Here is a 22824-nt window from a genome sequence, read left to right on the forward strand (position 1 = left end):
AGAACAAAAGTAAAAGTAAGGGTAAACCTGCCGTCGGTCAGATCTTCAAACAAATGGCCCAGGGCTTGCTGAACAGCAAATACATTGGCTGGGGTGCGTTTGCCAGGCGGCTAAGGGGACGTAAAGGGCCGGCAGTCGCCATAAAGGCTACTGCAAGAAAACTTGCCGCTCAATATTGGCGCCTGATCGTCAAGGGAAACGAGTTCGTTGAAAGAGGTATGGAGGCCTATCAAACGATCCTTATCCAGCAGAAAAAGAAGCGCTTAGAAAAGTTAGCCCTCGAATTAGATATGAAACTTGTACCTGCTTAATTAAGTATGTCATGGGTAGGAACGAAGGATCTACTATTCAACTTCGTCTCACGCAGAATAGATCCTTCGTTCCTCAGGATAACAAAGAATTAGTAAATTTTGCTCTTCGCTCTTTCAAAATTCCCGTCCCTGTTTTACTTTCTTGACACGGCTATCATTTTTCTATAAAATTTTATCCTTAAACTGCGGTGTTTTATATTTAAACCAAAACCGTCAATTCCTAAAAAACACAGTATCCTGTATGAAAATAATTATTGTAGGTGCCAGCGGCACTATAGGCAAAAAAGTAACAGAGGCTCTTCGCGGCGAGAATGAGATCATTACCGCAGGCTCCAAAAGCGGCGATATCCAGGTAGATATCAGCAGTACCGAATCTATCGAGGCATTTTACAAACAGACAGGCAATTTTGATGCCTTAATCAGCGTTACCGGCAACGCGTATTTTGGCCCGCTCAAAACCATGACCATCAAAGATTTCGACATCGGTCTGCAAAGCAAAGTACGCGGACAGGTAAACCTGGTATTGATCGGTCAGCATTATATAAACGCTAAAGGATCATTTACCCTTACCTCCGGTATTTTATCAGACGATCCTATTTTACTTGGTGTAAACCCGGCAGCAGTGAACGGAGCAATTAACGCGTTTACCAAATCCGCGGCTATTGAGTTGGAAAATGGTGTACGTATCAATGCCATAAGCGCCGGCGTGGTAGAAGATGCTCCTGGCTACTTCTCCTACTTTCCGGGTCATATCCCTGTAACTATGGATAGAGTAACGAATGCCTACTACAAAAGCGTGTTTGGTGCGTTAACCGGGCAGGTGATACAGGTTTGGTAAAATAGGTACCCGCTTTGTCATTCTGAACGGAGTGAAGAATCTGTCGGCTATTAGATTCTTCACTCCGTTCAGAATGACAAGTATTTTTTATGATTACGCGCCGCCTAATCCATCACATCAGCCCCCTTCTCCCCAAAAGTGGGGATATACAGCATTTCATTTGAGTTTTACCCATAAAAAACATAAGTTTGATGTTTGTAAATCCTTCTTAATTTAATGAGCCAGTTAATTGAATCTTCAACTATTCCCGGTTTTATACGCAACGTTGTAGCCAATGTCCATCCCGATAGTCATACTTTTTTAATGCACAAGGTAAAAGATACCTGGGTTGAAATCACTTATAAACAGGCATTAGAGAAAATAGACGCCATATCGGCCTGGTTCCTGCGCATGGGCGTGCAAAAAGGCGACCGTCTTTCGCTCATTATCGAGAACGGTCCGGATTATGTTTATTATGACCAGGCCCTGCAACAGATAGGCGCTGTTAACACCTCCATTTATCCTACGCTTAGTGAAAGTGAGATTGAATACATCCTCAATGATTCTGGTGCTAAAACCATTTTAGTGGGTAATCCCTTTCTTTTAAGGAAAGTTTTAAGAGTTGCCAATAACTGCGAGTCGCTGATCCGCATTATACCGGCTTTTGATGATTTTGAAAAATTCAGCGACAAACTGAACCTAAATGCAGGCGTTGTAGGCTTTGATCAGGTGATACAGGAAGGCCTTGCCCTGGTTGATCAGTATAAACATGCCATCGGCGCTGCACGCGAAGCTATTTTAACCACCGATATTTCCTGCTTGATCTATACATCGGGCACTACGGGTATCCCTAAGGGAGTTATGCTGACGCACCATAATCTTACCCAAAACGTGATCAACAGCTTGATCCAGATTCCGTATATCGAAAAAACAGATCTGTTCCTTTCGTTTCTGCCACTGTCACACGTATTTGAGCGTACGGCCACTTACCATATTTGCCTGTCGAAAGGTTGTACCATAGCCTTTGCACAAAGCCTGGAACTGCTGGCCAAAAACATGGCCGAGGTAAAACCAACCGTACTATGCTGCGTACCGCGATTACTGGAACGTATCCATGATAAGGCTATCAAAAATGGTACATCAGCCGGAGGCGTAAAATCAAAAATTTTCCTTTGGGCTCTGGAAATCGGCAAAAAATACCGCTTGGTTAAAGAGGCCGATAAAAAACCGGGTATCATTTTAAAAAATCAGCATAAAATTGCCGAAAAACTGGTATTCAGCAAGATTAAGGAGAAAACCGGTGGTCGCCTCAAGTTCATGGTATCTGGAGGCGGCGCTTTGCCACGCAACATTGGCGAGTTTTTTGGCGATTTGGGCATTGTGATACTGGAAGGCTTTGGCTTAACAGAAACATCGCCGGTTATGGCCGTTACCGAATATCACCGTGTAATATATGGCACCGTTGGCCGTATTATTCCGGGTATTGAGGTTGCTATTCAAAATGTAGAAACGCAGCATATTTATACCATACAAACGCACGATAACTTTAAGGAAGATCTGGAATCGGAAGAAGGGGAGATCATTGTACGCGGGCATTGTGTAATGAAAGGCTACTGGAACAAACCCGAGGAAACCGCTACTGTGATTGATAAAGACGGCTGGTTCCATACCGGCGATATTGGCAGGTTTTATCGCGGTAACCTTCAAATAACCGACCGCTTGAAGAACATGCTCGTGAATGCCTATGGTAAAAATATATACCCTACCCCGGTAGAGAATACCTATCTCAAAAGTCCTAAAATTGAACAGATATTTTTAGTGGGTGATAAACGTGAGTATATCACGGCGATCATCGTTCCATCGCGCGAAACCATGCAGGAAACTTTTGGCCTCAAAGACGCATTTTTTGAACAGCCAGATGTGTTTATTGAAGATAAAGAACTGGTTGACTGGATTGGCCAGGACCTGCGCAAGCTGAGCCATGAACTGGCCAAGTTTGAACGCATCAAAGCATTCAAGGTAAAACGCAACCCCTTCAGCATGGACGATGGGGAGATAACCCCCACCATGAAAGCCAAACGCAAGGTGATCGAAAAGAAATACGCCGCAGACATTGACGAAATGTATTTGCAGGAAACAGAAGCTGACTAGACCGCTGATTTTTCTTCTAATTACGTTGATTTCGCTGATCGATATGCTTTGATAAGTTCCCTCCCCACGGGATGGGTGCAGTTGACATGAGCGCAAAGGCAGGGAGGGGTTTATAAAAGCGATAAACCATAGTTGATGAAACCCCTTCCTCCCCTTCCCACAATGTCATTAAGTTAAGGGGAAACGCAAAAGCAATTCCGCAAAAGCCCCCTCTAAACGGCGAAGCCCTCATGTAATAATCTCCCCCGGAAGGGGAGACTTAGCTTCAATTTTTTAAAGTCCTCCCTACCGGGGAGGATTTAGGTGGGGATCCATGTGCTTAACTTAATGACATTGCCCCTTCCCCGAGAGAGGGAAGGAATCGCACATCCCTGGCTTCTAAAAACACTGATTAAATCAAGAAATCCTACAATCAGGAAAATCAAGGTTCAGAAAAAAATCAACGGTCTTTTTTACTAACTTTGTTAGCATGAAACGATCCGGGAGTGCCGACATGCCCTTACATTATGGTTATGTGCCGCAATGGCTTGCCGAGCGTATGGCTAAACTAGGCCTTGCCGTTGTGGAGAATATTGTGATGGATTACGGCAAAGATGAGGTACTCCGTCGCCTGAGCGATCCATTCTGGTTTCAGAGCCTGGGTGCAGTGATGGGTATGGATTGGCATTCGTCGGGTATTACCACCTCAGTGATGGGCGCACTCAAACGCGCCATTAATCCGCATAGCCGCGAACTGGGTATTTATATTTGCGGCGGTAAGGGCAAATACTCCAAACAAACCCCGGCTGAGTTGATGAAGATCAGCGAAACCATAGGGCTCGATGGTAACCACCTGGTTAAGTGTAGCAAGCTGAGCGCCAAGGTGGATAACACCGCCATACAGGATGGCTTTCAGTTATACCTCCACAATTTTATACTGAGCGATACCGGTAAATGGGCAGTGGTTCAGCAGGGTATGAGCGATGCCAGCAGTACGGCACGCAGGTATCACTGGCATTCGGAACAGTTAACCTCTTTTGTTAACGATCCGCATACGTTTATTTATGGGCAAAATCATGGCCTTATCCTCAACATGACCGATAAGCAGGCCGATAGCTCCCGAAATGGGGTGATGCAGATAGCCGCCGAACATCCGGATCAGATGCTGCGGGAGATCAACAAACTGGTGATGCCACGCAACCACCACGTTACCGCCAAAGATGTCGATCTAAAGAGGCTGGGCGCTGTACTGTGGCTGGCTCATGAAAAGCAGCCCGCCGATTTTGAAGAGTTACTATTGTTGCAGGGATTAGGACCGCGGACTTTACAGTCGCTGGCCCTGGTGAGCGAAGTAATCCACGGTACACCGTCGCGTTTTAAAGATCCGGCCAGGTTTTCGTTTGCGCATGGCGGTAAGGATGGTCACCCTTTCCCCGTGCCTACCAAGGTTTATGACGAAACCATCAGCACCTTGCAAAACGCGATTTACAAGGCTAAAATAGGCCAATCGGAAAAGAACGAAGCCATCAAACGCCTGTCGAAAATAGCCGAAAACGCCGAAAAGGATTTCACCCCCAACGCCAATTTTGAGCAGGTAATAACCCGTGAGCGTGAGGATTCCTGGAAATATGGCGGTCGCACGGTAATGGGCCGGGCCAAACCGCCGGTACAGCAACAACTGAAGTTATTTTAATACGGTAATCAAAGTCTTTTCCGACTCCAGTCTTGCCCGTAAATCGGGTAATTTGATCTTGGCAAAATCCACCACATTGGCATTGCCGTTATGTGTGGCGTGCTCAAATAAACTGATAAGCTGTTGCTGCCCATTAATGATTTCCTGCAAACAGACCTTGTCAAATGGGGCATCATGCATTTTCGCTAACCGGCTTATCATTTGCTGATGTTTGTCACTTATTGAATCTTCAGAGCTTACAAAGTTATCGGTCTTCATTTTTTTCAGCTCGGCAACAAGCTTTGTATTATCCCCGTTGATCTTTTGGGCAAACTGGATAACCTGCTGGTTTTTAGAGTTTGATACCGGCAAACCCGAAATTTTGATCATAGTAAGCCCTGTTTCCGTTCCGCTATTCAGAAAAACCAGCCCCTTATCATCCACCAATGGCTTGTCATTATAATTATTGGGATGCTGACTACCTGTGCAGCCCTGTATTAAAACCAGGGCTATCAATCCTGTTAATATTCCTGCTATCTGCTTCATTTACGATTAACTTGTGGTTTACACTTAAAGTTTAACAAAAATTAATCCATCTGGTTTAACAAAGCATCTATAATCAGGCTATCCATCCCAATTGTTACTTGTTCAGTTTTTTTATTTTCCTATTGCGTAACCAAAAGGTTTCATTTATATTTGTAACCTAAAGGTTTCAAATACTATTAACTATGCTTCAGAGAGACGTTTTTAAGGCCATTGCCGATCCTACCCGGCGCGAGATCATCAATTTGATTGCCCACAATAACATGAATTTAAACGCCCTGGCCGATAATTTTGACATCAGTCGGCCAGCGGTATCAAAACATATTAAAATATTAACCGAATGCGGTTTGCTGGTGATTAAACAACAGGGCCGCGAACGGTTTTGTCAGGCCGATTTGCGCCAGCTACAGGAGGTGACAGACTGGGCCGAACAATATCGCCAATTCTGGATGCAGAAACTGGATGCGTTGGGCGATTTTCTGGATAAAGAAAAATAGAAGCTAAAAGCAAAATGCATAAAGCTGAAAGCTAAACATAAATTATAAACCTAAAAATGAGCATTTATGAGCGCACAACCCTTTGTGATCGACCGAGTTTACAATGCCCCTGCTGAGCGCGTTTGGCAGGCTATTACCGATAACAACCAAATGAAGAAATGGTATTTTGACATACCTGATTTTAAACCGGTAGTGGGTTTTGAATTTACTTTCACTGGTGGAAGCGAGGAAAAAACATACATACATCTGTGCCGGGTAATTGAGGTTATTGAAGGCAAAAAACTATCGCACACCTGGCGATATCAAGATTACGAGGGAGATTCCGTAGTTACCTGGGAATTATTCCCCGAAGGCGATAAAACCAGGCTTGTACTAACGCATACCGGCCTGGAAACCTTCCCGCCGCTAAAAGATTTCGCGAGAGAAAGCTTTACCGCCGGCTGGACCGAGATTGTAGGGCGTATGCTAAAGAAATATGTAGAGAAGGCGTAATAGAAAAATTGTCATTTCGAACGGAGAGAGAAACTGTCTCTTGAGCTATAGCGAAAAATCTTCTGCGCCCGCCTAAACAACGTATAAGATTTCTCACTCGTTCCTCGTATCGAAATGACATTTTGGTTTGTTATCATTATCTTCGAATGAACGTTATGTTGGACAACCTTACCACCCATATCAAAAAATTCATAGAGCTTCATGATACCGATGTGGAGCTGATCAATTCGGTTGTATCTGTAAAGCAGGTTAAGAAAAAAGCTTTTTTACTGCAACCCGATCAGGTTTGTCGTGAGCTGTATTATGTGAGCAAAGGTTGTCTGCGACTATATTTCATCAACAAAAAACTTAACGAACAAATAACCCAGTTTGCTATTGAAAACTGGTGGATGAGCGAATATGGCAGCCTGGAGAGCAATAAAATTTCCAATTATTACATCCAGGCGGTCGAAAATTCCGAGGTCATCAGCATCAGTAAACTCAAATTGGAAGAACTTTTTGAAAAAGTCCCACGGCTTGAACGTTACTTCCGGATAGTGCAGCAAAGAGCCTTTACCGCTTCTCAAAAGCGCATCGAATACATTTACAGCATGAGCGACGAAGAGCGTTACCGCCATTTCAGCAGCCTTTTTCCCGATTTTATACAGCGCATACCGCAATATATGCTGGCATCTTACCTGGGTTTTACGCCACAGTTTATGAGTAAGATACGGGCAAAAAAAGTTTAACCAGCTCTCTATTTATTAATCTTGATTCATTTTTTGGGGCCGTATTTGTGCGCAACTTTGGGTATCACAAAAACATAAAGAAAATGAAACCAAGAATCGTCATCCCCAAATTAGAGCCAGAAGCATACAAAGCCATGTTAGGTTTTGATCATTATCTGAATAGTACCGGCTTAACCAAAACTCATAAAGAACTAATCAAAATACGTGCTTCACAAATAAACGGCTGCGCTTATTGCATTGATATGCATACTAAAGATGCCCGTAAAGCCGGTGAAACCGAACAACGCATTTACGCCCTGAACGCCTGGCGCGAGACGCCTTTTTTTACCGAAGAAGAACGTGCCATACTCGCTTTAACCGAAGAAGTTACCCTCATACAAAACCATGTATCAGACAAAACCTACGAAGCTGCCGCAAGCATCTTAGATGAACATTACCTGGCACAGGTAATCATAGCCATCATCGCTATCAATGCCTGGAACCGGATAGGTATTGCCACCGGGATGCAGCCAGGTTTGTAAAACAAAAAAACAATTGTCATTTCGAAAGAGGTACGAGGAGAAATATTCTGCATGCGACTGAACAACGTAAAAGATCTCTCACTCGTTCCTCGTATCGAGATGACAATCTTTTTCAACCAAAAAAGCCGGGTCTTTTTCAAGAACCCGGCTTTTGGATTTGGATTTATAATTCAAATTAGAACACTAATTAAAATACTTGATCAAATTGATTAACGGCGTCTTTGCTTTCGAGCACAGAGTGCCCCATCAAAAACTCATCAACCTTGCGGGCTGTTTCGCGGCCCTCAGATATGGCCCATACCACCAATGATTGCCCACGACGCATATCGCCTGCGGTAAATACTTTGCTTACGTTGGTACGGTAAACACCTTCTTTCGCTTTTACATTTTTACGTTCATCCAGCTCTACACCTAATTGCTGTATTACACCTACATGCTGTGGATGTAAAAAGCCCATAGCCAGGAATACACGCTGACAAGGTATTTCGCGCTCAGAACCTTCCACGATATTGAATTTTACCGGGCGACCCAGAAAATCCTGCTCCCACTCTACATCAACTACTTTAAGCGCTCTCAGGTTACCTTCTTCGTCGCCTAAAAACTCCAGTGTGTTTACACCCCAGAAGCGATCAGCGCCTTCTTCGTGCGAGCTGGTGGTTTTCATCACCATGGGATAAGTAGGCCATGGCATATGCTTAGTACGTTGTTCAGGCGGCTGAAACATCACCTCAAACTGTTTGATAGAGCTTGCACCCTGGCGGTTTGATGTACCCACGCAATCAGAACCGGTGTCGCCACCGCCAATTACTACTACATCTTTTCCGGTAACTAATATATCTTCACCCTGAACCTGGATATCGCTTACGCGTTTATTTTGCTGTTTCAAAAAGTCCATCGCGAAGTGGATACCTTTTAACTCACGCCCCGGGATGTTCAGGTTACGTGGTACGGTTGAGCCACCTGCCAATACTACGGCGTCGTTATTACGTACCAGTTCATCAGCAGCAACATTAACGCCAACCTCGCTGTTGCATTTAAATACAACACCATCTTTTTCCATCACCTCAACACGGCGCTCTACAACCCATTTTTCCAATTTAAAATCGGGGATGCCATAACGTAACAGACCTCCTGGCTTATCATCGCGTTCGTAAACGGTAACGGCATGGCCTGCTTTCGTTAACTGCGCGGCTGCAGCCAGTCCTGCCGGACCTGAACCTACCACAGCTACCTTTTTACCGGTTTTAACCAGCGGTGCGGTTTGTTTCACCAGGTTTTTCTGGTAAGCGATCTCGATGATATGTTTCTCAATTTCCTCAATAGCTACAGCGGGTTTGTTGATACCCAACACACATGCCGACTCACACGGAGCGGGGCATATGCGGCCTGTAAACTCAGGGAAGTTATTGGTTGATGATAAAATATGGTACGCTTCTTCCCAGTTTTTACGATATACCGCATCGTTAAACTCAGGGATGATGTTTCCCAGCGGGCATCCCGAATGGCAAAACGGAATACCGCAATTCATACACCTGGCCGATTGCTGGTTCAGCTTTTCGTCTGTATATAAATTAACAAACTCTTTATAGTTTTTTACGCGTTCAGCAGCGGGAACCTTGGTTGGTAATTCCCTGTTAAACTCCTGAAATCCTGTTGGTTTTCCCATTGAAATTTAGCCTATTGTTTGATATTGTAATTTCTCTATTGCTTTTTTATACTCTTTTGGATACACTTTTACAAACTGTGTAGATGCTTGCGCCCAGTTATTCAGAATCTGTTGAGCCAGCTTGCTGCCGGTTAGGCTGATGTGCTTGCGTAACAAAGTTTGTATCTGCTCCGAATCTTGTAACGATAGCGGATCAAGATCAACCATCTCCGTGTTACAGTTTTCGGCAAAAGTACCCTCTGGATTATATACCCAGGCTATACCGCCGCTCATACCTGCCGCAAAGTTACGGCCTGTTTGTCCCAGTATCAGCGCGCGGCCACCGGTCATGTATTCGCAACCATGGTCACCTATGCCTTCAACTACTGTTGTAGCACCCGAGTTACGTACCGCGAAACGCTCGCCTGCCATACCGCCGATGAACAATTCGCCGGACGTAGCGCCATACAGGGCCACGTTACCAATGATGATATTGTCCTGCGGTACAAATGTGGAGTTGCCTGCCGGGTAAATAGCCAGCTGTGCTCCAGATAAACCTTTACCTACATAGTCATTAGCCTCGCCTTCCAGCTCAAAAGATAAACCTTTGGTGGCAAACGCGCCAAAACTTTGCCCGGCCGAGCCTTTGAATTTATAGTTGATAGTATTATCCGGTAATCCTGCTGATCCGTATTTTTTGGATACCTCGTTTGATAACAAAGTACCGATGGTACGGTTAACATTGATCACATCAAATGAAGCGAATACCGGGGTTTTATCTTCCAAAGCAGCTTTGGCACTTTCAACCAGTTTCCAGTCCAGTATATCGGCCATGCCATGATCCTGGCTTTCGCTGTTGTACAGGGTCATGCCTTTGGTATTGTTTACCGGGTGCAGGATGCCAGAAAGATCGATCTTTTTAGCTTTCCAGTTATCCAGGTGGTCTTTTACTTTCAGGAACTGAACGCGGCCCACCATCTCGTTAATGGTACGGAAGCCCAATTCGGCCATGATCTCACGAAGTTCTTCTGCCATAAACTTGAACAGGTTAACCACGTGTTCAGGCTTGCCCGAGAATAATTTTCTCAGGTCAGGATCCTGTGTAGCCACACCTACCGGGCAGGTGTTCAGGTGGCATTTGCGCATCATAATACAGCCACCGGCAACAAGAGCAGCAGTAGCCACACCCCATTCTTCGGCACCCATCAGGGCGGCAATAGCCAAATCCCTGCCGGTTTTTAACTGACCATCTGTTTGCAATACCACACGACTGCGCAATTTGTTGCGTACCAGTGTTTGGTGAGCTTCGGCTAAACCAAGCTCCCATGGTAAGCCCGCATGTTTTACTGAGCTTATAGGCGATGCGCCTGTACCACCATCATATCCCGCAATCAGGATAACATCAGCGTGAGCTTTGGCAACACCCGCGGCAATAGTACCAACACCGGCTTTTGAAACCAGTTTTACGTTGATACGTGCGGCACGGTTAGCATTCTTTAAATCGAAAATTAGTTGCGCCAGATCCTCGATAGAATAAATATCGTGGTGCGGCGGCGGAGATATTAAACCAACGCCCGGTGTTGAGTGACGGGTTTTTGCGATCCAGTCATCAACTTTATGACCAGGTAATTGTCCGCCTTCGCCCGGTTTTGCACCCTGGGCCATTTTTATCTGTAGTTCATCGGCATTGGTCAGGTAATTGGAAGTCACCCCAAAACGTGCCGAAGCGATCTGTTTGATAGCCGAACGCATAGAATCGCCGTTTGGCAATACTTCGTAACGCATTTCGTCCTCACCGCCTTCGCCGGTATTACTTTTACCGCCTATACGGTTCATAGCGATAGCCATGGTGCTGTGCGCTTCATGCGAGATAGAACCGAATGACATGGCGCCTGTTGCAAAGCGTTTCATAATGTTTTCGGCCGGTTCAACCTCATCAATGCTGATGGCCTCACGGTGATGGGCAAAATCAAGCAGCCCACGGATGGTGAAATGCTTTTCGGTTTGCTCATTAATTACTTTAGCGTAGTTTTTATATACCTCGTAATCATTGGTACGGGTAGCATGCTGTAATAAGTGTACGGTAGTTGGGTTAAACAAGTGAGCCTCGCCCCTGCGTTTCCACTGGTAGATACCACCCTCGGGCAGTAAATTATCTGCCGCTTTGGCGCTAAAGCCAATGCGGTGTTTGCAAAGGGCTTCGCGTGCAATTTCATCCAGTCCTAAACCACCAATACGAGTAACTGCACCAGAGAAATAACGGTCGACCACCGATTGGTTTAAACCCAATATTTCAAACACCTGCGAACCGTGGTATGATTGCAAAGTAGAGATACCCATTTTGGAGAAGATCTTCAACAAACCATCGTTTACCGATTTCACATAGTTTTTAAGCAGGTATTTGATGTCCAGACTGGTTTCCAGGCTGCCATTGTTTTTAACAGTTTCAATGGTTGATAGTGCCAGGTAAGGATTAATAGCTGTTGCACCAAAGGCCAGCAAGCAGGCAAAGTGGTGTACTTCCCAGGCATCGCCGGTTTCCACAACCAAACCTACAGCGCCACGACGACCTTTTTTGATCAGGTGGTGATGTACGGCAGATACGGCCAGCAACGATGGTATAGGCGCATGCTCAGAATCAATGGCACGGTCTGAAAGGATCAATACCTCAAAACCATCATCGACCGCGTCTTCAGCATAGCGGCAAAGCCTGGCTATACCTTTTTCCAACGACCCCGGCATGCCATCGGCATTAAAATAAGTTTGCAGGGTTTTAGCATGAAACAGGCCGGTATCAATACTGCGTAGTTTTTCTAACTGGTGATTTTTTAATATCGGGTGTTTTAACACTACGCAATGGCAGTGCATTTTATCTTCATCCAACAGGTTACCGTTGTTACCGATGAAGGTAGCTAAACTCATCACCAAACGCTCGCGGATAGGATCTATCGGCGGGTTGGTAACCTGGGCAAAAAATTGTTTAAAATAGCTTGACAGGTGTTGTGGTTTATCAGACAGGATAGCCAATGGCACATCCGTCCCCATAGAACCTATAGGCTCTTTACCGTCAACCGCCATCGGTTTAATGATGGTATCAATATCCTCACGACTGTAACCAAAAACCTGCTGATAACGGAACACGGCAGGCTCCGAAAGACTGGCAAATGCCAGACGTGGTTCGGCCAGTTCGCTCAGGTTTATTTTATAATTCTCCAGCCAGCGGCCATAAGGTTGCTGTGTGGCAATTTGTTGTTTAATCTCTTCGTCAGTAATAATGCGGGCTTGCTCGGTATCAATCAGCAGCATTTTGCCTGGCTGTAAACGACCCTTACGTAACACGGTGCTCTCATCAATAGCTAAAGTACCGGCTTCGGAAGCGGCAATTACACGACCATCATTGGTGATCACATAACGCAGCGGACGTAAACCGTTACGGTCAAGCACGGCACCGACAAGTTTACCATCGGTAAAGCAGATAGCGGCAGGACCATCCCATGGCTCCATTAACGTAGCGTGGTATTCGTAGAATGCTTTTTTAACCGGATCCATCTGCTCGTTGCCATCCCATGCTTCAGGGACCAGCATCATCATCACATGTGGCAATGAACGACCGGAGTGTAGTAAGATCTCGATGATATTATCCAGACAAGCAGAGTCGGACTGGTTATTGTCGATCACCGGCATGATCATTTCCATCTCTTCGGCACTAAAATAGGTCGAAGCATAAGATTTTAAGCCAGAATAGAACCAGTTGAGGTTACCGGTAAGGGTATTGATCTCACCGTTATGAGCAATCAGGCGGAATGGCTGCGCCAGTTTCCATGACGGAAAGGTATTGGTAGAGAAACGCGAGTGGATCATGGCAAAGCCAGATGCGATACGCGGATCGTTCAAATCTGAATAGTATTTACGCAGCTGATAGGTAGTAACCTGCCCTTTGTAAACGATGGTTTTACATGATAACGATGTAAAATAAAAATGTTCACCAGCGCCGGGAATAGTTTCAACGATGGTTTTGTTAATATACCTTCTTAATATAAACAGTTTACGTTCAAAATCATCGGCATTGGTAATGCTTCCAGGACGGGCAATAAAAATCTGCTCCACATCCGGTTCGGCCTGACGGGCGGTTTCGCCAACGGCCATTGAGTCAACATTTACCTTACGGTAACCTAATTTGATCAGGCCCAGCTTTTCAATAGCATTGGTGATCGCATTGCGGCAGGCTTTCTTTTGTGCCGAATCCTTCGGAAAAAATATCATCCCCACACCGTATTCACCGGGTTCAGGCAGGCTGATCTCCAGATTTGAGCATTCTTCCATGAAAAATTCATGTGGTAGTTGTATTAATATACCCGCGCCATCGCCGGTTTCAGGATCGCATCCGCAAGCGCCGCGGTGTTCCATGTTCTCGAGCATGGTCAACGCGTCATCAATGATCTGGTATGATTTATGACCATTAATATTGGTTATAAATCCTGTTCCGCAGGAGTCGTGTTCAAATTCTGGCCGGTAAAGGCCCTGGTGGCTCTCAGTTTGATTCATCGTAAAATTTAAACCAGTTTTATAAAAAGGGTGTAACTACGAAATTACTAAATACTACATAAATTATAAAATCATCGGTTATTTTTCAAAATCTCTAAAAAATCCATTACCAAAGCAATGTTCATTTAACAAATCCATAACAAAAAATATAGATTATTATGATTACCTAAATCAAACACGGCATTTTGTTATTTAGAATCGATATAAAGTTGCACAAACAAAGCAATATTCAGTTATAGCAGCGGTAATTATTATTATAACAGAATTTAATTTTGTGCAATTTATCTATGTATCCTATAGGATAACCTTCAATTTAAAATAGTGTATCATCTACGTTAAGGCTACATTTAACCTAAATTTTAGAATTGTTAACTTCGCACAAAATTTAAAACTGATGCCAGCAAAAAATAAAGCCGTTTTTTTAGATCGTGATGGGGTACTTAACCAGGAAATGGGCGACTATGTGCGCCGTCTGGAGGATTTTCATATCCTGGATAATTTTGAAGCACTGAAAACCCTGCAGGATCGCGGTTACATTTTGTTGGTAGCAACCAACCAGGGTGGCCTGGCCAAAGGCTGGTATACCGAAGAGGAGCTCGCTAAAATGCATAGTCTGCTGAAAGAAACCTACCACGAACACGGTGTAGAGATAACCGACTTTTTTTATTGCCCGCACCATCCCTTGTTTACCGGCGATTGTGATTGCCGCAAGCCCAAACCGGGTTTATTATTACAAGGTATTGCCAAATATGATATCGATCCGTCAAAGTCATATTTCATTGGCGATCGTGAGCGTGATGTGGAAGCCGGAACAGCCGCCGGTGTTAAAGGTATATTAATAGACAGCGATCAGCCGATAAGTACGGTGCTGGATTTGATTAATTAAGAGCCCCACCCAACCCTCACCGGAAGGGAGGGCTTTAAAATATCTTCCAAAAGTCTCCCCTTCCGGGGGAGATTTAGAGGGGGCTGGTTTAAACTTTTTTAAAACATTTTTGGCCTGTACAACTTTTACCACTATTAACCAGCAACATCACACATGCAACTAAACCGCTATTTAAAAAACTACGATACTTTTATAGCCGCGCTGCTTGGATTTTTTGCTGTGCGTATATTTTGCAGTTATAGCGGTATCGGTATTTCACCAGATTCGATAATGTATGTGAGCGCTGCCCGTAGTCTGAACACCAACGGCACGCTGCAAACGTTTAATCACCTGCCCATAGTTGATTTCCCGGTATTCTATCCTATTTTCCTGGGCGCTATCAAATTCATTACCCGTATTGATCCGGTTATTTTTGGATCGGTATTGAACGGGTTGATGTTTGCCACCTTAATATACTTCAGTGGGTGGATTATGCACCGCTTTGTGCCTACATCGCGCATTTATAAATGGCTGATACTGGTGGCCATTATACTAAGCCCAGCCTTGCTGCAGGTATACTCCTATTTATGGTCTGAGACTTTGTTTATTCTCGAAACCCTGATGTTCCTGGTAGCCTTCAGGCAATATCTTTTAAAACACACCCTTAAACCGCTATTAGTAGCCGCCATTATTGCTGCCATAGGCTGTGTTACCCGTTATGCCGCGGTTACCATTGTGGGCACCGGCGGTTTGCTTTTACTGCTGGATCGGGTACTTCCGCTTAAAAAGAAGATAATCCATATTATTATATATGGATTGGTTTGTATATCGCTGCTGGTGAGTAACCTGTTGTTTAATGCCTTTATGTCTGGCACTACGACCGGGCCTCGGGAGCCTTCTATCACTTCCTTTGGTAAAAACCTGTACTATTTTGGTACTGTGATGTGCGACTGGATGGGCTTCACCGCAAATCAATATTACCTGGCTACGCCGATTGCTACCATCATGTTACTGGGTTTTATAGCGGCGCTGGCTTACAATTACTATCGCCGCAAGCTGGATAGTTTTGAAAATCTGGCCATTACCTTTGCTTTGGTTTATGGCTTGTTCATTCTCATTTCCTCCACCTTTTCGCGCTACGAGCGTATCAATCACCGTTTATTGGCACCTATTTTTATTCCGGCGCTTTGGGGTTATACCAGTTGGGGCTTGCTCATCCTCAAGAAGATCACCAATATAACTACCAACCGCATAGTGGCCGCTATATTTATAATAATGATGCTGGGTTTTGTAACCAAAGAGTTTTTGATTGACAAAGCCCGCTACAGCGACCAGATAGCCGACCAATATGGTAATCCCGGTTACACTGATGATAGCTGGCTCGAATCGCCTTTTGCCGCTTATCTGAAACAGATTGATAAAAGCATGTTTAAGCCAAAGGTTACCATTTATACCGATGCGCATGAGGCTGTTTATTTCTTCTCGGGCATGTCGTCATACCTGGTGCCGCATAGGTTCTTTAAAAAAGACATTGCCAGTTTCTACAAAAAGAAACATTTTTACCTCATCTGGTTCAACGTACTGGAAAACCCGGAGCTGATCAATCTAAAAGATATCCAAAAAGTAAAATCACTCCAATTGATCAAGGATTTTGGTGAAGAAGGTGCTATTTACGAGTATGAGGAGTAATTTGGATTTGGGATGTTCGATTTCGGATTTACGAATTGGAAAATAGATCCATTGAATCCTAAATTTTAAAATAAATCCGAAATCCGAAATCCGAAATCCGAAATCCGAAATCCGAAATCCGAAATCCGAAATCCGAAATCAAAATAAATTTTGATTTAAAAAACATCTGTCTATATTTGCGACAGCTAATCCATAGTTTTACTATATAAAAATGAACGGCATCGCACTACATCATCTTCATCTGCATCACCACCATGTGGTGATCAGCTAATATGTATGTTTCTACGCGAAATAACAACCTCCGTTTATACTCTTTTTTATCATAGTTTCTTAAATTCAATCTTTTGAAAACACTTAAAATAGCGATCCAGAAATCTGGTCGTCTCAACGAAAAATCTGTTGAATTATTAAAAAATTGCGGCTTAAATTTCGAAAATTACAAAAGCTCGCTTATCTCCCCCGTTTCCAACTTCCCTTTAGAGATCCTTTTCCTGCGCGATGATGACATTCCCGAATACGTTCAGGATGGCATTGCCGATCTGGGTATCGTAGGCGAAAACGTGATACAGGAAACCGAAGTAGAGGTAAGCTACCTGCAACGTTTGGGTTTTGGCAAATGCTCACTAAAAATAGCCGTACCCAACAACAACGATATTCAAAACCTGAGCGACCTGAATGGCAAAGCTATCGCTACTACCTACCCTGTTATTTTAGGTAAATTCCTTAAAGAGCAAGGCATTCAGTCAGATATCCGTACTATTTCCGGCTCTGTGGAGATTTCTCCTGGTCTGGGTTTGAGCGATGCTATCTGCGATTTGGTTTCAACTGGTGGTACCCTAAAAAGCAACGGACTGAAACCATTTGCCGATGTAATGTCATCAGAGGCTGTACTTATCGGCTGCAAAACCATCGAAGATAACCACCTGGTACAGGAATTGATTCAGCGTATCCAATCTGTTTTGCGTGCCAAAGAAACTAAGTATGTGGTACTTAACGTTCATGTAGGTAACCTTGAAGCAGTAACCGCTTTATTACCGGGCGTAAAAAGTCCGTCGGTAGTGCCATTGGCTGAGGCCGACTGGGTGGCGGTGCACACGGTAATCCCTGAGCGCGATTTCTGGGACAGGATAAGTCAGCTGAAACAAGCCGGAGCGCAAGGCATTGTGGTAATGCCAATTGAAAAGATAATATTGTAGGGCGGCCAGCCCCTCCCAAACCCTCCCCGGAAGGGAGGGCTTTAATTAATTGGGGCTATTAAACATAAAATCAAAAAGTCTCCCCTACCGGGGGAGATTTAGAGGGGGCTTATATGCGACTATATAATTATTCAGATTTAAGTAGCACCGATATCCAGAAACTGGTTCAGCGTAATGTTGACCCGGCTAATGAGATCCGCACCATTGTTGAGGAAGTTATTGATAATGTACAGCAGCATGGTGACCGTGCCCTGTATGATTATGCCAAGCAATTCGACAAGGTTGAATTAGGCAACCTGTACCTGGACAAAGCCGATCTGGAAGAACTGGCCGAGTCGGTATCTGCCGAGCAAAAAGCCGCGCTGGAAACGGCATACAATAACATCTATAAGTTCCACCGGGCACAGGTAAAAACTGAAGATAAGGTTGAAACCATGCCCGGCGTTACCTGCTGGCGCGAGTTAAGGCCGATTGAAAAAGTTGGCCTGTATATTCCTGGGGGAACTGCTGTTTTACCAAGTACCTTTTTAATGCTGGGTATCCCGGCCCGCATAGCCGGCTGTCATGAAATTGTGGTGTGTTCGCCGCCGCAAAAAAACGGCAAGGTGAATGCTTTTATAGCTTATGTAGCCTTGCTATTGGGTATCGATAAAATATACCTGGCTGGTGGTTCACAGGCTATAGCTGCCATGGCTTACGGAACCGAAAGCATCACTAAAGTTGATAAGATATTTGGCCCTGGTAATCAGTTTGTTACCAAAGCAAAAACTATTATCCAATCGACCACTACAACGGCTATTGATATGCCCGCGGGCCCGTCAGAAGTTTTGGTGATTGCGGACGAAACTGCTACACCGGCTTACATCGCCGCCGACCTTTTGGCACAGGCAGAGCATGGTATTGATAGTCAGTCGGTATTGGTGTGTACCTCTGCCAAAATAGCACAGGAAGCACTGGCCGAAGTGGAGAAACAGTTACCCACTTTACCCCGTGCCGAAATAGCCAAACTGGCTATTGATAACTCCTACATCGTGGTTACCTCCACTTTAGAGAAAGCGATGGATTTCAGTAACCAATACGCACCTGAACACTTGATACTAGCTACCGAAAGGTGGAAAGAGATCGTTCCCTTTATCATTAACGCCGGCTCGGTATTCCTGGGTAATTTAACACCAGAGAGCGTAGGCGACTATGCATCGGGCACCAACCATACCTTGCCAACCAGCAGCTATGCCCGGGCCTACTCAGGTGTATCAGTTGATTCCTTTGTCAAGAAGATCACCTTTCAGCATATCACCCGTGAAGGGATTCAGAACATTGGCCCAAGTGTTGAAATTTTGGCCGAGTTGGAGGGTTTGCATGCGCACAGGAATGCGGTAAGTATAAGGACTAACAATAATTAAAAATTTGTCATCCTGAGGAACGAAGGATCTATTCGGCGATTAGATTCTTCGCTACGCTAAGAATGACAGGAAAAGTTTGAAAGAATAATGTACAATATCAACAATATACTCAGAGAAAACATCAAAAACCTTACCCCCTACTCCTCTGCACGTGATGAGTACCAGGGTGAGGCGAGTGTTTTTCTGGATGCTAACGAAAACGCGTTCGGGTCGCCGCTTAACCAGCAGTTTAACCGCTATCCCGACCCTCTACAGTACCAGTTAAAAAAACGAATCACCGAAATTAAAGGCGTACCACCCCGCAATATTTTTGTAGGCAACGGCAGTGATGAGGCTATCGACATCCTTTTCCGCAGTTTCTGCAATCCGGGTGTAGATAATGTAATCATCGTGCCCCCTACTTATGGCATGTACCAGGTATCGGCCAATATTAATGATGTAGAGGCTCGCAAGGTTTTGCTCACCGAAGATTATCAACTTAACCTGGAAGGCATTGCCGAAGCTATCGACGAACATACCAAGCTCATCTTTATCTGTTCACCCAATAACCCAACCGGTAACTCCATTAACCGTGCCGATGTAGAAACCCTGCTGGCCAATTTTAACGGCCTGGTAATTGTAGATGAAGCTTATATCAATTTCAGTCGCCAAAAGACTTTTATACAGGAGTTGACCGAATATGCCAACCTGGTCGTTTTACAAACCCTGTCAAAAGCCTGGGGATTAGCTGGTTTACGTGTGGGTATGGCCTTTGCCAGCGAGGAGATCATTGAGGTGATGAACAAGGTGAAACCGCCTTATAATGTGAACGAAGCTTCCCAGCAACTGGCGTTGGAGGCATTGTCCAATATCGACCAGATCAATAGCTGGATCAAAGAAACGCTTACACAGCGCGACAGGCTGGTGCTCGAACTCAAGAATTTTGATTTTGTGCTGGATATTTACCCATCGGATGCTAACTTTATCCTCGTGAAAACAACCGATGCCAACAAGATCTACAATTATCTGGTGAGCAAAGGCATCATTATACGCAACCGTTCCAAAGTGGAGCTTTGCGAAGGCTGCCTGCGCATTACTGTTGGTACGCCTGATGAAAACACCACTTTACTCCAAACCCTACAAAACTTTAAATGAGTAATTTAAAAAAAATATTATTTGTTGACCGCGACGGCACCCTGATCAAAGAACCTGCCGATGAGCAGATCGATTCTTTTGAAAAACTGGAATTTTATCCCGGCGCCTTAACTTATCTGCCCAAAATTGCCAAAGAGCTTGATTTTGAACTGGTGATGATCACCAACCAGGATGGTTTGGGTACAGCATCTTACCCGGAAGACACCTTTTGGCCAGTGCATAATTTTATCCTGAAAACATTTGAAGCCGAGGGTGTTAAGTTCGATAACATCGTGATCGACCGTACTTTCCCGGCCGAAAAAGCACCTACCCGTAAACCGGGCACTGCACTGCTTACCCAATATTTCGATACCGAGAAATACGATCTGCAAGGTTCGTTTACCATCGGCGATCGTAAAAACGATGTACTGCTGGCCCGTAACTTAGGCGCCAAAGCCATCTGGATCAATAATGAATCGGGATTGGGTGGTGCTGAGTTTACCGAAGCCGATCATATCGGCGATACCATTGCCATGGAAACTACCGACTGGAAACAAATCTACGAGTTCCTGAAATTGGGCCAGCGTGTGGTTGAACACCGTCGTGCCACTAAGGAAACTGACATCTACATTAAAATAAATTTGGATGGTACCGGCGAAGCCAAAGTATCAACCGGTCTGCATTTTTTTGATCATATGCTGGATCAGATAGCTCGCCACGGCAGCATCGACCTGGAAGTAATTGCCAAAGGCGATCTGCATATCGACGAGCATCATACCATTGAAGATACCGGCATTGCCTTAGGCGAAGTTTTTGCGGAAGCTTTAGGTAATAAAAAAGGTATTGAACGATACGGTTTTTGCCTGCCTATGGACGATTGTCTGGCACAAGCAGCCATTGATTTTGGCGGTCGTAACTGGATAGTTTGGGAAGCTGAATTTAACCGCGAAAAAGTGGGCGATGTACCAACAGAAATGTTTTACCATTTCTTCAAATCATTCTCAGACGCAGCTAAATGCAACCTGAACATTAAAGCCGAAGGGCAAAATGAGCATCACAAAATTGAGGCTATATTTAAAGTGTTTGCCAAGGCAATAAAAATGGCCGTAAAACGTGATGTAGATAAGATGGTTTTACCAAGTACTAAAGGGGTACTATAAGAAAGACAAGAGATTAGAATCAAGAGGCAAGATGTTTTTCTTTCTTGATTCTTGACTCTTATATCTTGACTCTAAACAAAAAAATGACAGGTATAATTTTATACGGCGCAGGTAATATATTTTCTTTAACCGCGGCTTTGGAGCGGCTGAGCATTCCTTATGGCTTTATCAATAGCCAGGAGGATTTTAAAAAGTTCGACCGCTATATTATTCCCGGGGTTGGGCATGCCGGCGCGGCCATGGATAAGCTGGAGAAAACAGGTTTGGTACCTGCTATTAAGGAACTTAAAAAGCCTACTTTAGGAATTTGTGTGGGCATGCAGCTGCTTACCTCCTACTCCGAAGAAGGCAATTCCGATCTGTTAAATATCTTCCCAATCAAAACATTAAGATTTCAGGATAGTGCCGATTATAAAGTGCCGCACACCGGCTGGAATCAGGTGTATCCTGAAAAAGACAACCCGTTATTTAAAAATATACCGTCGGGTTCACATTTTTACTTTGTACATTCATACTTTATTGAGTATGACAAAACATACACGTTATTATCAGCCAATTACAGCACCGAATTTTCGGCATCAATTTGGCATGATAATTTTTATGGCGTACAGTTTCACCCCGAAAAATCAGGAGTGTACGGCGAAACATTATTAACTAACTTCTCTAAACTATAAAAGACATGTACATTATCCCTGCTATTGACATATTGAATAAAAAGGTGGTGCGTTTGCGTGAAGGCGATTATGGTCAGGTAACAGAATACGATGTTACATTGGAAGAAATGATTGAGCGCTACCAAAGTAATGGTACCAATTTCATCCATATTATTGACCTTAACGGCGCCAAAAACGACTTCAGCAACCAGCAATACCTGTTTGATGTGATCCGCAAAACCGATATGAAAGTGCAATACGGCGGTGGTATCCGCAGCATTGACAAAGTGAAAGAGTTGATAGATGCCGGCGTTCATCGCGTTATTGTGGGTACACAAGCCCTTACCAACCCCGATTTTTTACCCGAATTAGGCTCCTCTATCTGCGGTCGCGATAAATGCTCAGACCAAGTTGTTATAGCCATCGATGTGCTCGACGAGGTGATCAAATATTCAGGATGGATGGAAAGTTCGCCCATTAAACTGATGGATTACGTTGATAAATGTTTAGCGCTGGGCTTTTTCCGCTTTCTGTGTACCGACATCAATAAAGACGGCAAACTGGGTGGTGCAGGTATCGAGCTGTACGAAAAACTGTTGGATCATTCACCTTTTATTAAGCTGATTGCTTCGGGCGGTGTAAGTTCCATGAAAGATATCGAACAGTTGAGTCGCCTTAAAGTCGAGTCATGCGTAGTGGGCAAAGCCATTTACGAAGGTCACATCTCCATCGAAGACGTCAAAAACTGGAACTTGGAATCGTTGATATCGATTTAAAACGCCCCCTTTCAAACTAATTCACATGTCATTGCGAGGCACGAAGCAATCTCCTCATTATAGTTAGG

The 22824-nt window shown here is 44.4% G+C and carries 18 protein-coding genes and 1 pseudogene; 16 read left to right on the forward strand and 3 right to left on the reverse strand.

Translation table 11 applies throughout. From position 1 onward, the window contains the following. From BW976_RS29600 to BW976_RS25980, 4 genes and pseudogenes are all read left to right on the forward strand, one after another. Positions 1 to 311: pseudogene (locus BW976_RS29600) on the forward strand (hypothetical protein); the annotation flags it as partial. Between the two features lie 241 nt (positions 312 to 552). Further along, entirely contained in the window at positions 553 to 1149 is a 597-nt protein-coding gene (locus BW976_RS25970; protein WP_076378241.1) for a short chain dehydrogenase, read from the forward strand. Between the two features lie 216 nt (positions 1150 to 1365). Then, positions 1366 to 3279, forward strand: a complete 1914-nt coding sequence (locus BW976_RS25975) for an AMP-dependent synthetase/ligase (RefSeq protein ID WP_076378089.1) — start codon at positions 1366 to 1368, stop codon at positions 3277 to 3279. A gap of 469 nt (positions 3280 to 3748) precedes the next feature. Beyond that, positions 3749 to 4951, forward strand: a complete 1203-nt coding sequence (locus BW976_RS25980) for a DUF763 domain-containing protein (protein WP_076378091.1) — start codon at positions 3749 to 3751, stop codon at positions 4949 to 4951. Here BW976_RS25980 and BW976_RS25985 read toward each other — a convergent pair. After that, positions 4943 to 5476: a DUF4142 domain-containing protein gene (locus BW976_RS25985; protein ID WP_076378093.1), complete on the reverse strand. Its 534-nt coding sequence runs from the start codon at positions 5474 to 5476 to the stop codon at positions 4943 to 4945. The two genes, BW976_RS25980 and BW976_RS25985, sit on opposite strands and share 9 nt — an antisense overlap. A gap of 182 nt (positions 5477 to 5658) precedes the next feature. Here BW976_RS25985 and BW976_RS25990 point away from each other — a divergent pair, with 182 nt between their 5' ends. The 4 genes from BW976_RS25990 to BW976_RS26005 all read left to right on the forward strand — a co-directional run bounded on the left by BW976_RS25990 (position 5659) and on the right by BW976_RS26005 (position 7711). Next, positions 5659 to 5970: an ArsR/SmtB family transcription factor gene (locus BW976_RS25990; protein ID WP_076378095.1), complete on the forward strand. Its 312-nt coding sequence runs from the start codon at positions 5659 to 5661 to the stop codon at positions 5968 to 5970. A 66-nt stretch (positions 5971 to 6036) separates the two neighbouring features. Further along, complete coding sequence (locus BW976_RS25995; protein ID WP_076378097.1) at positions 6037 to 6462, forward strand: SRPBCC family protein; 426 nt, start codon at positions 6037 to 6039, stop codon at positions 6460 to 6462. Between the two features lie 146 nt (positions 6463 to 6608). Then, positions 6609 to 7190: a Crp/Fnr family transcriptional regulator gene (locus tag BW976_RS26000; protein ID WP_245834786.1), complete on the forward strand. Its 582-nt coding sequence runs from the start codon at positions 6609 to 6611 to the stop codon at positions 7188 to 7190. Positions 7191 to 7273: 83 nt separating this feature from the next. Next, on the forward strand, positions 7274 to 7711 hold the full coding sequence (locus tag BW976_RS26005; protein ID WP_076378101.1) for a carboxymuconolactone decarboxylase family protein: 438 nt from the start codon (positions 7274 to 7276) through the stop codon (positions 7709 to 7711). 187 nt (positions 7712 to 7898) lie between these two features. Here BW976_RS26005 and BW976_RS26010 read toward each other — a convergent pair whose 3' ends face one another. Continuing rightward, the gene (locus tag BW976_RS26010) at positions 7899 to 9377 is read right to left on the reverse strand and encodes a glutamate synthase subunit beta (RefSeq protein WP_076378103.1); all 1479 of its coding nucleotides are present in this window, start codon (positions 9375 to 9377) and stop codon (positions 7899 to 7901) included. 6 nt (positions 9378 to 9383) lie between these two features. After that, positions 9384 to 13901, reverse strand: coding sequence for a glutamate synthase large subunit (gene gltB, locus BW976_RS26015; RefSeq protein WP_076378105.1), 4518 nt, complete (start codon positions 13899 to 13901; stop codon positions 9384 to 9386). 394 nt (positions 13902 to 14295) lie between these two features. On the opposite strand from gltB, the gene BW976_RS26020 reads away from it, so the two are divergent. From BW976_RS26020 to BW976_RS26055, 8 genes are all read left to right on the forward strand, one after another. Further along, positions 14296 to 14787: a D-glycero-alpha-D-manno-heptose-1,7-bisphosphate 7-phosphatase gene (locus BW976_RS26020; RefSeq protein ID WP_076378107.1), complete on the forward strand. Its 492-nt coding sequence runs from the start codon at positions 14296 to 14298 to the stop codon at positions 14785 to 14787. A 153-nt stretch (positions 14788 to 14940) separates the two neighbouring features. Further along, positions 14941 to 16455, forward strand: coding sequence for a hypothetical protein (locus BW976_RS26025; protein WP_076378109.1), 1515 nt, complete (start codon positions 14941 to 14943; stop codon positions 16453 to 16455). 344 nt (positions 16456 to 16799) lie between these two features. After that, positions 16800 to 17651: an ATP phosphoribosyltransferase gene (gene hisG, locus BW976_RS26030; RefSeq protein WP_076378111.1), complete on the forward strand. Its 852-nt coding sequence runs from the start codon at positions 16800 to 16802 to the stop codon at positions 17649 to 17651. A gap of 113 nt (positions 17652 to 17764) precedes the next feature. After that, positions 17765 to 19054: a histidinol dehydrogenase gene (gene hisD, locus BW976_RS26035; protein ID WP_076378113.1), complete on the forward strand. Its 1290-nt coding sequence runs from the start codon at positions 17765 to 17767 to the stop codon at positions 19052 to 19054. Between the two features lie 87 nt (positions 19055 to 19141). Continuing rightward, positions 19142 to 20188, forward strand: a complete 1047-nt coding sequence (gene hisC / locus BW976_RS26040; RefSeq protein ID WP_076378115.1) for a histidinol-phosphate transaminase — start codon at positions 19142 to 19144, stop codon at positions 20186 to 20188. Next, positions 20185 to 21327: a bifunctional histidinol-phosphatase/imidazoleglycerol-phosphate dehydratase HisB gene (hisB, locus tag BW976_RS26045; protein ID WP_076378117.1), complete on the forward strand. Its 1143-nt coding sequence runs from the start codon at positions 20185 to 20187 to the stop codon at positions 21325 to 21327. The genes hisC and hisB overlap by 4 nt, the downstream gene beginning before the upstream one ends. Before the next feature lie 83 nt (positions 21328 to 21410). After that, complete coding sequence (gene hisH / locus BW976_RS26050; protein WP_076378119.1) at positions 21411 to 22001, forward strand: imidazole glycerol phosphate synthase subunit HisH; 591 nt, start codon at positions 21411 to 21413, stop codon at positions 21999 to 22001. A gap of 5 nt (positions 22002 to 22006) precedes the next feature. After that, positions 22007 to 22756 carry a 1-(5-phosphoribosyl)-5-[(5-phosphoribosylamino)methylideneamino]imidazole-4-carboxamide isomerase gene (locus BW976_RS26055; RefSeq protein ID WP_076378121.1) on the forward strand — a complete coding sequence of 250 codons (750 nt, stop codon included), beginning with the start codon at positions 22007 to 22009 and terminating at the stop codon, positions 22754 to 22756. Positions 22757 to 22824 lie beyond the last annotated feature (68 nt).

The sequence above is a fragment of the Mucilaginibacter lappiensis genome, assembly GCF_900155965.1.
GTDB lineage: Bacteria > Bacteroidota > Bacteroidia > Sphingobacteriales > Sphingobacteriaceae > Mucilaginibacter > Mucilaginibacter lappiensis.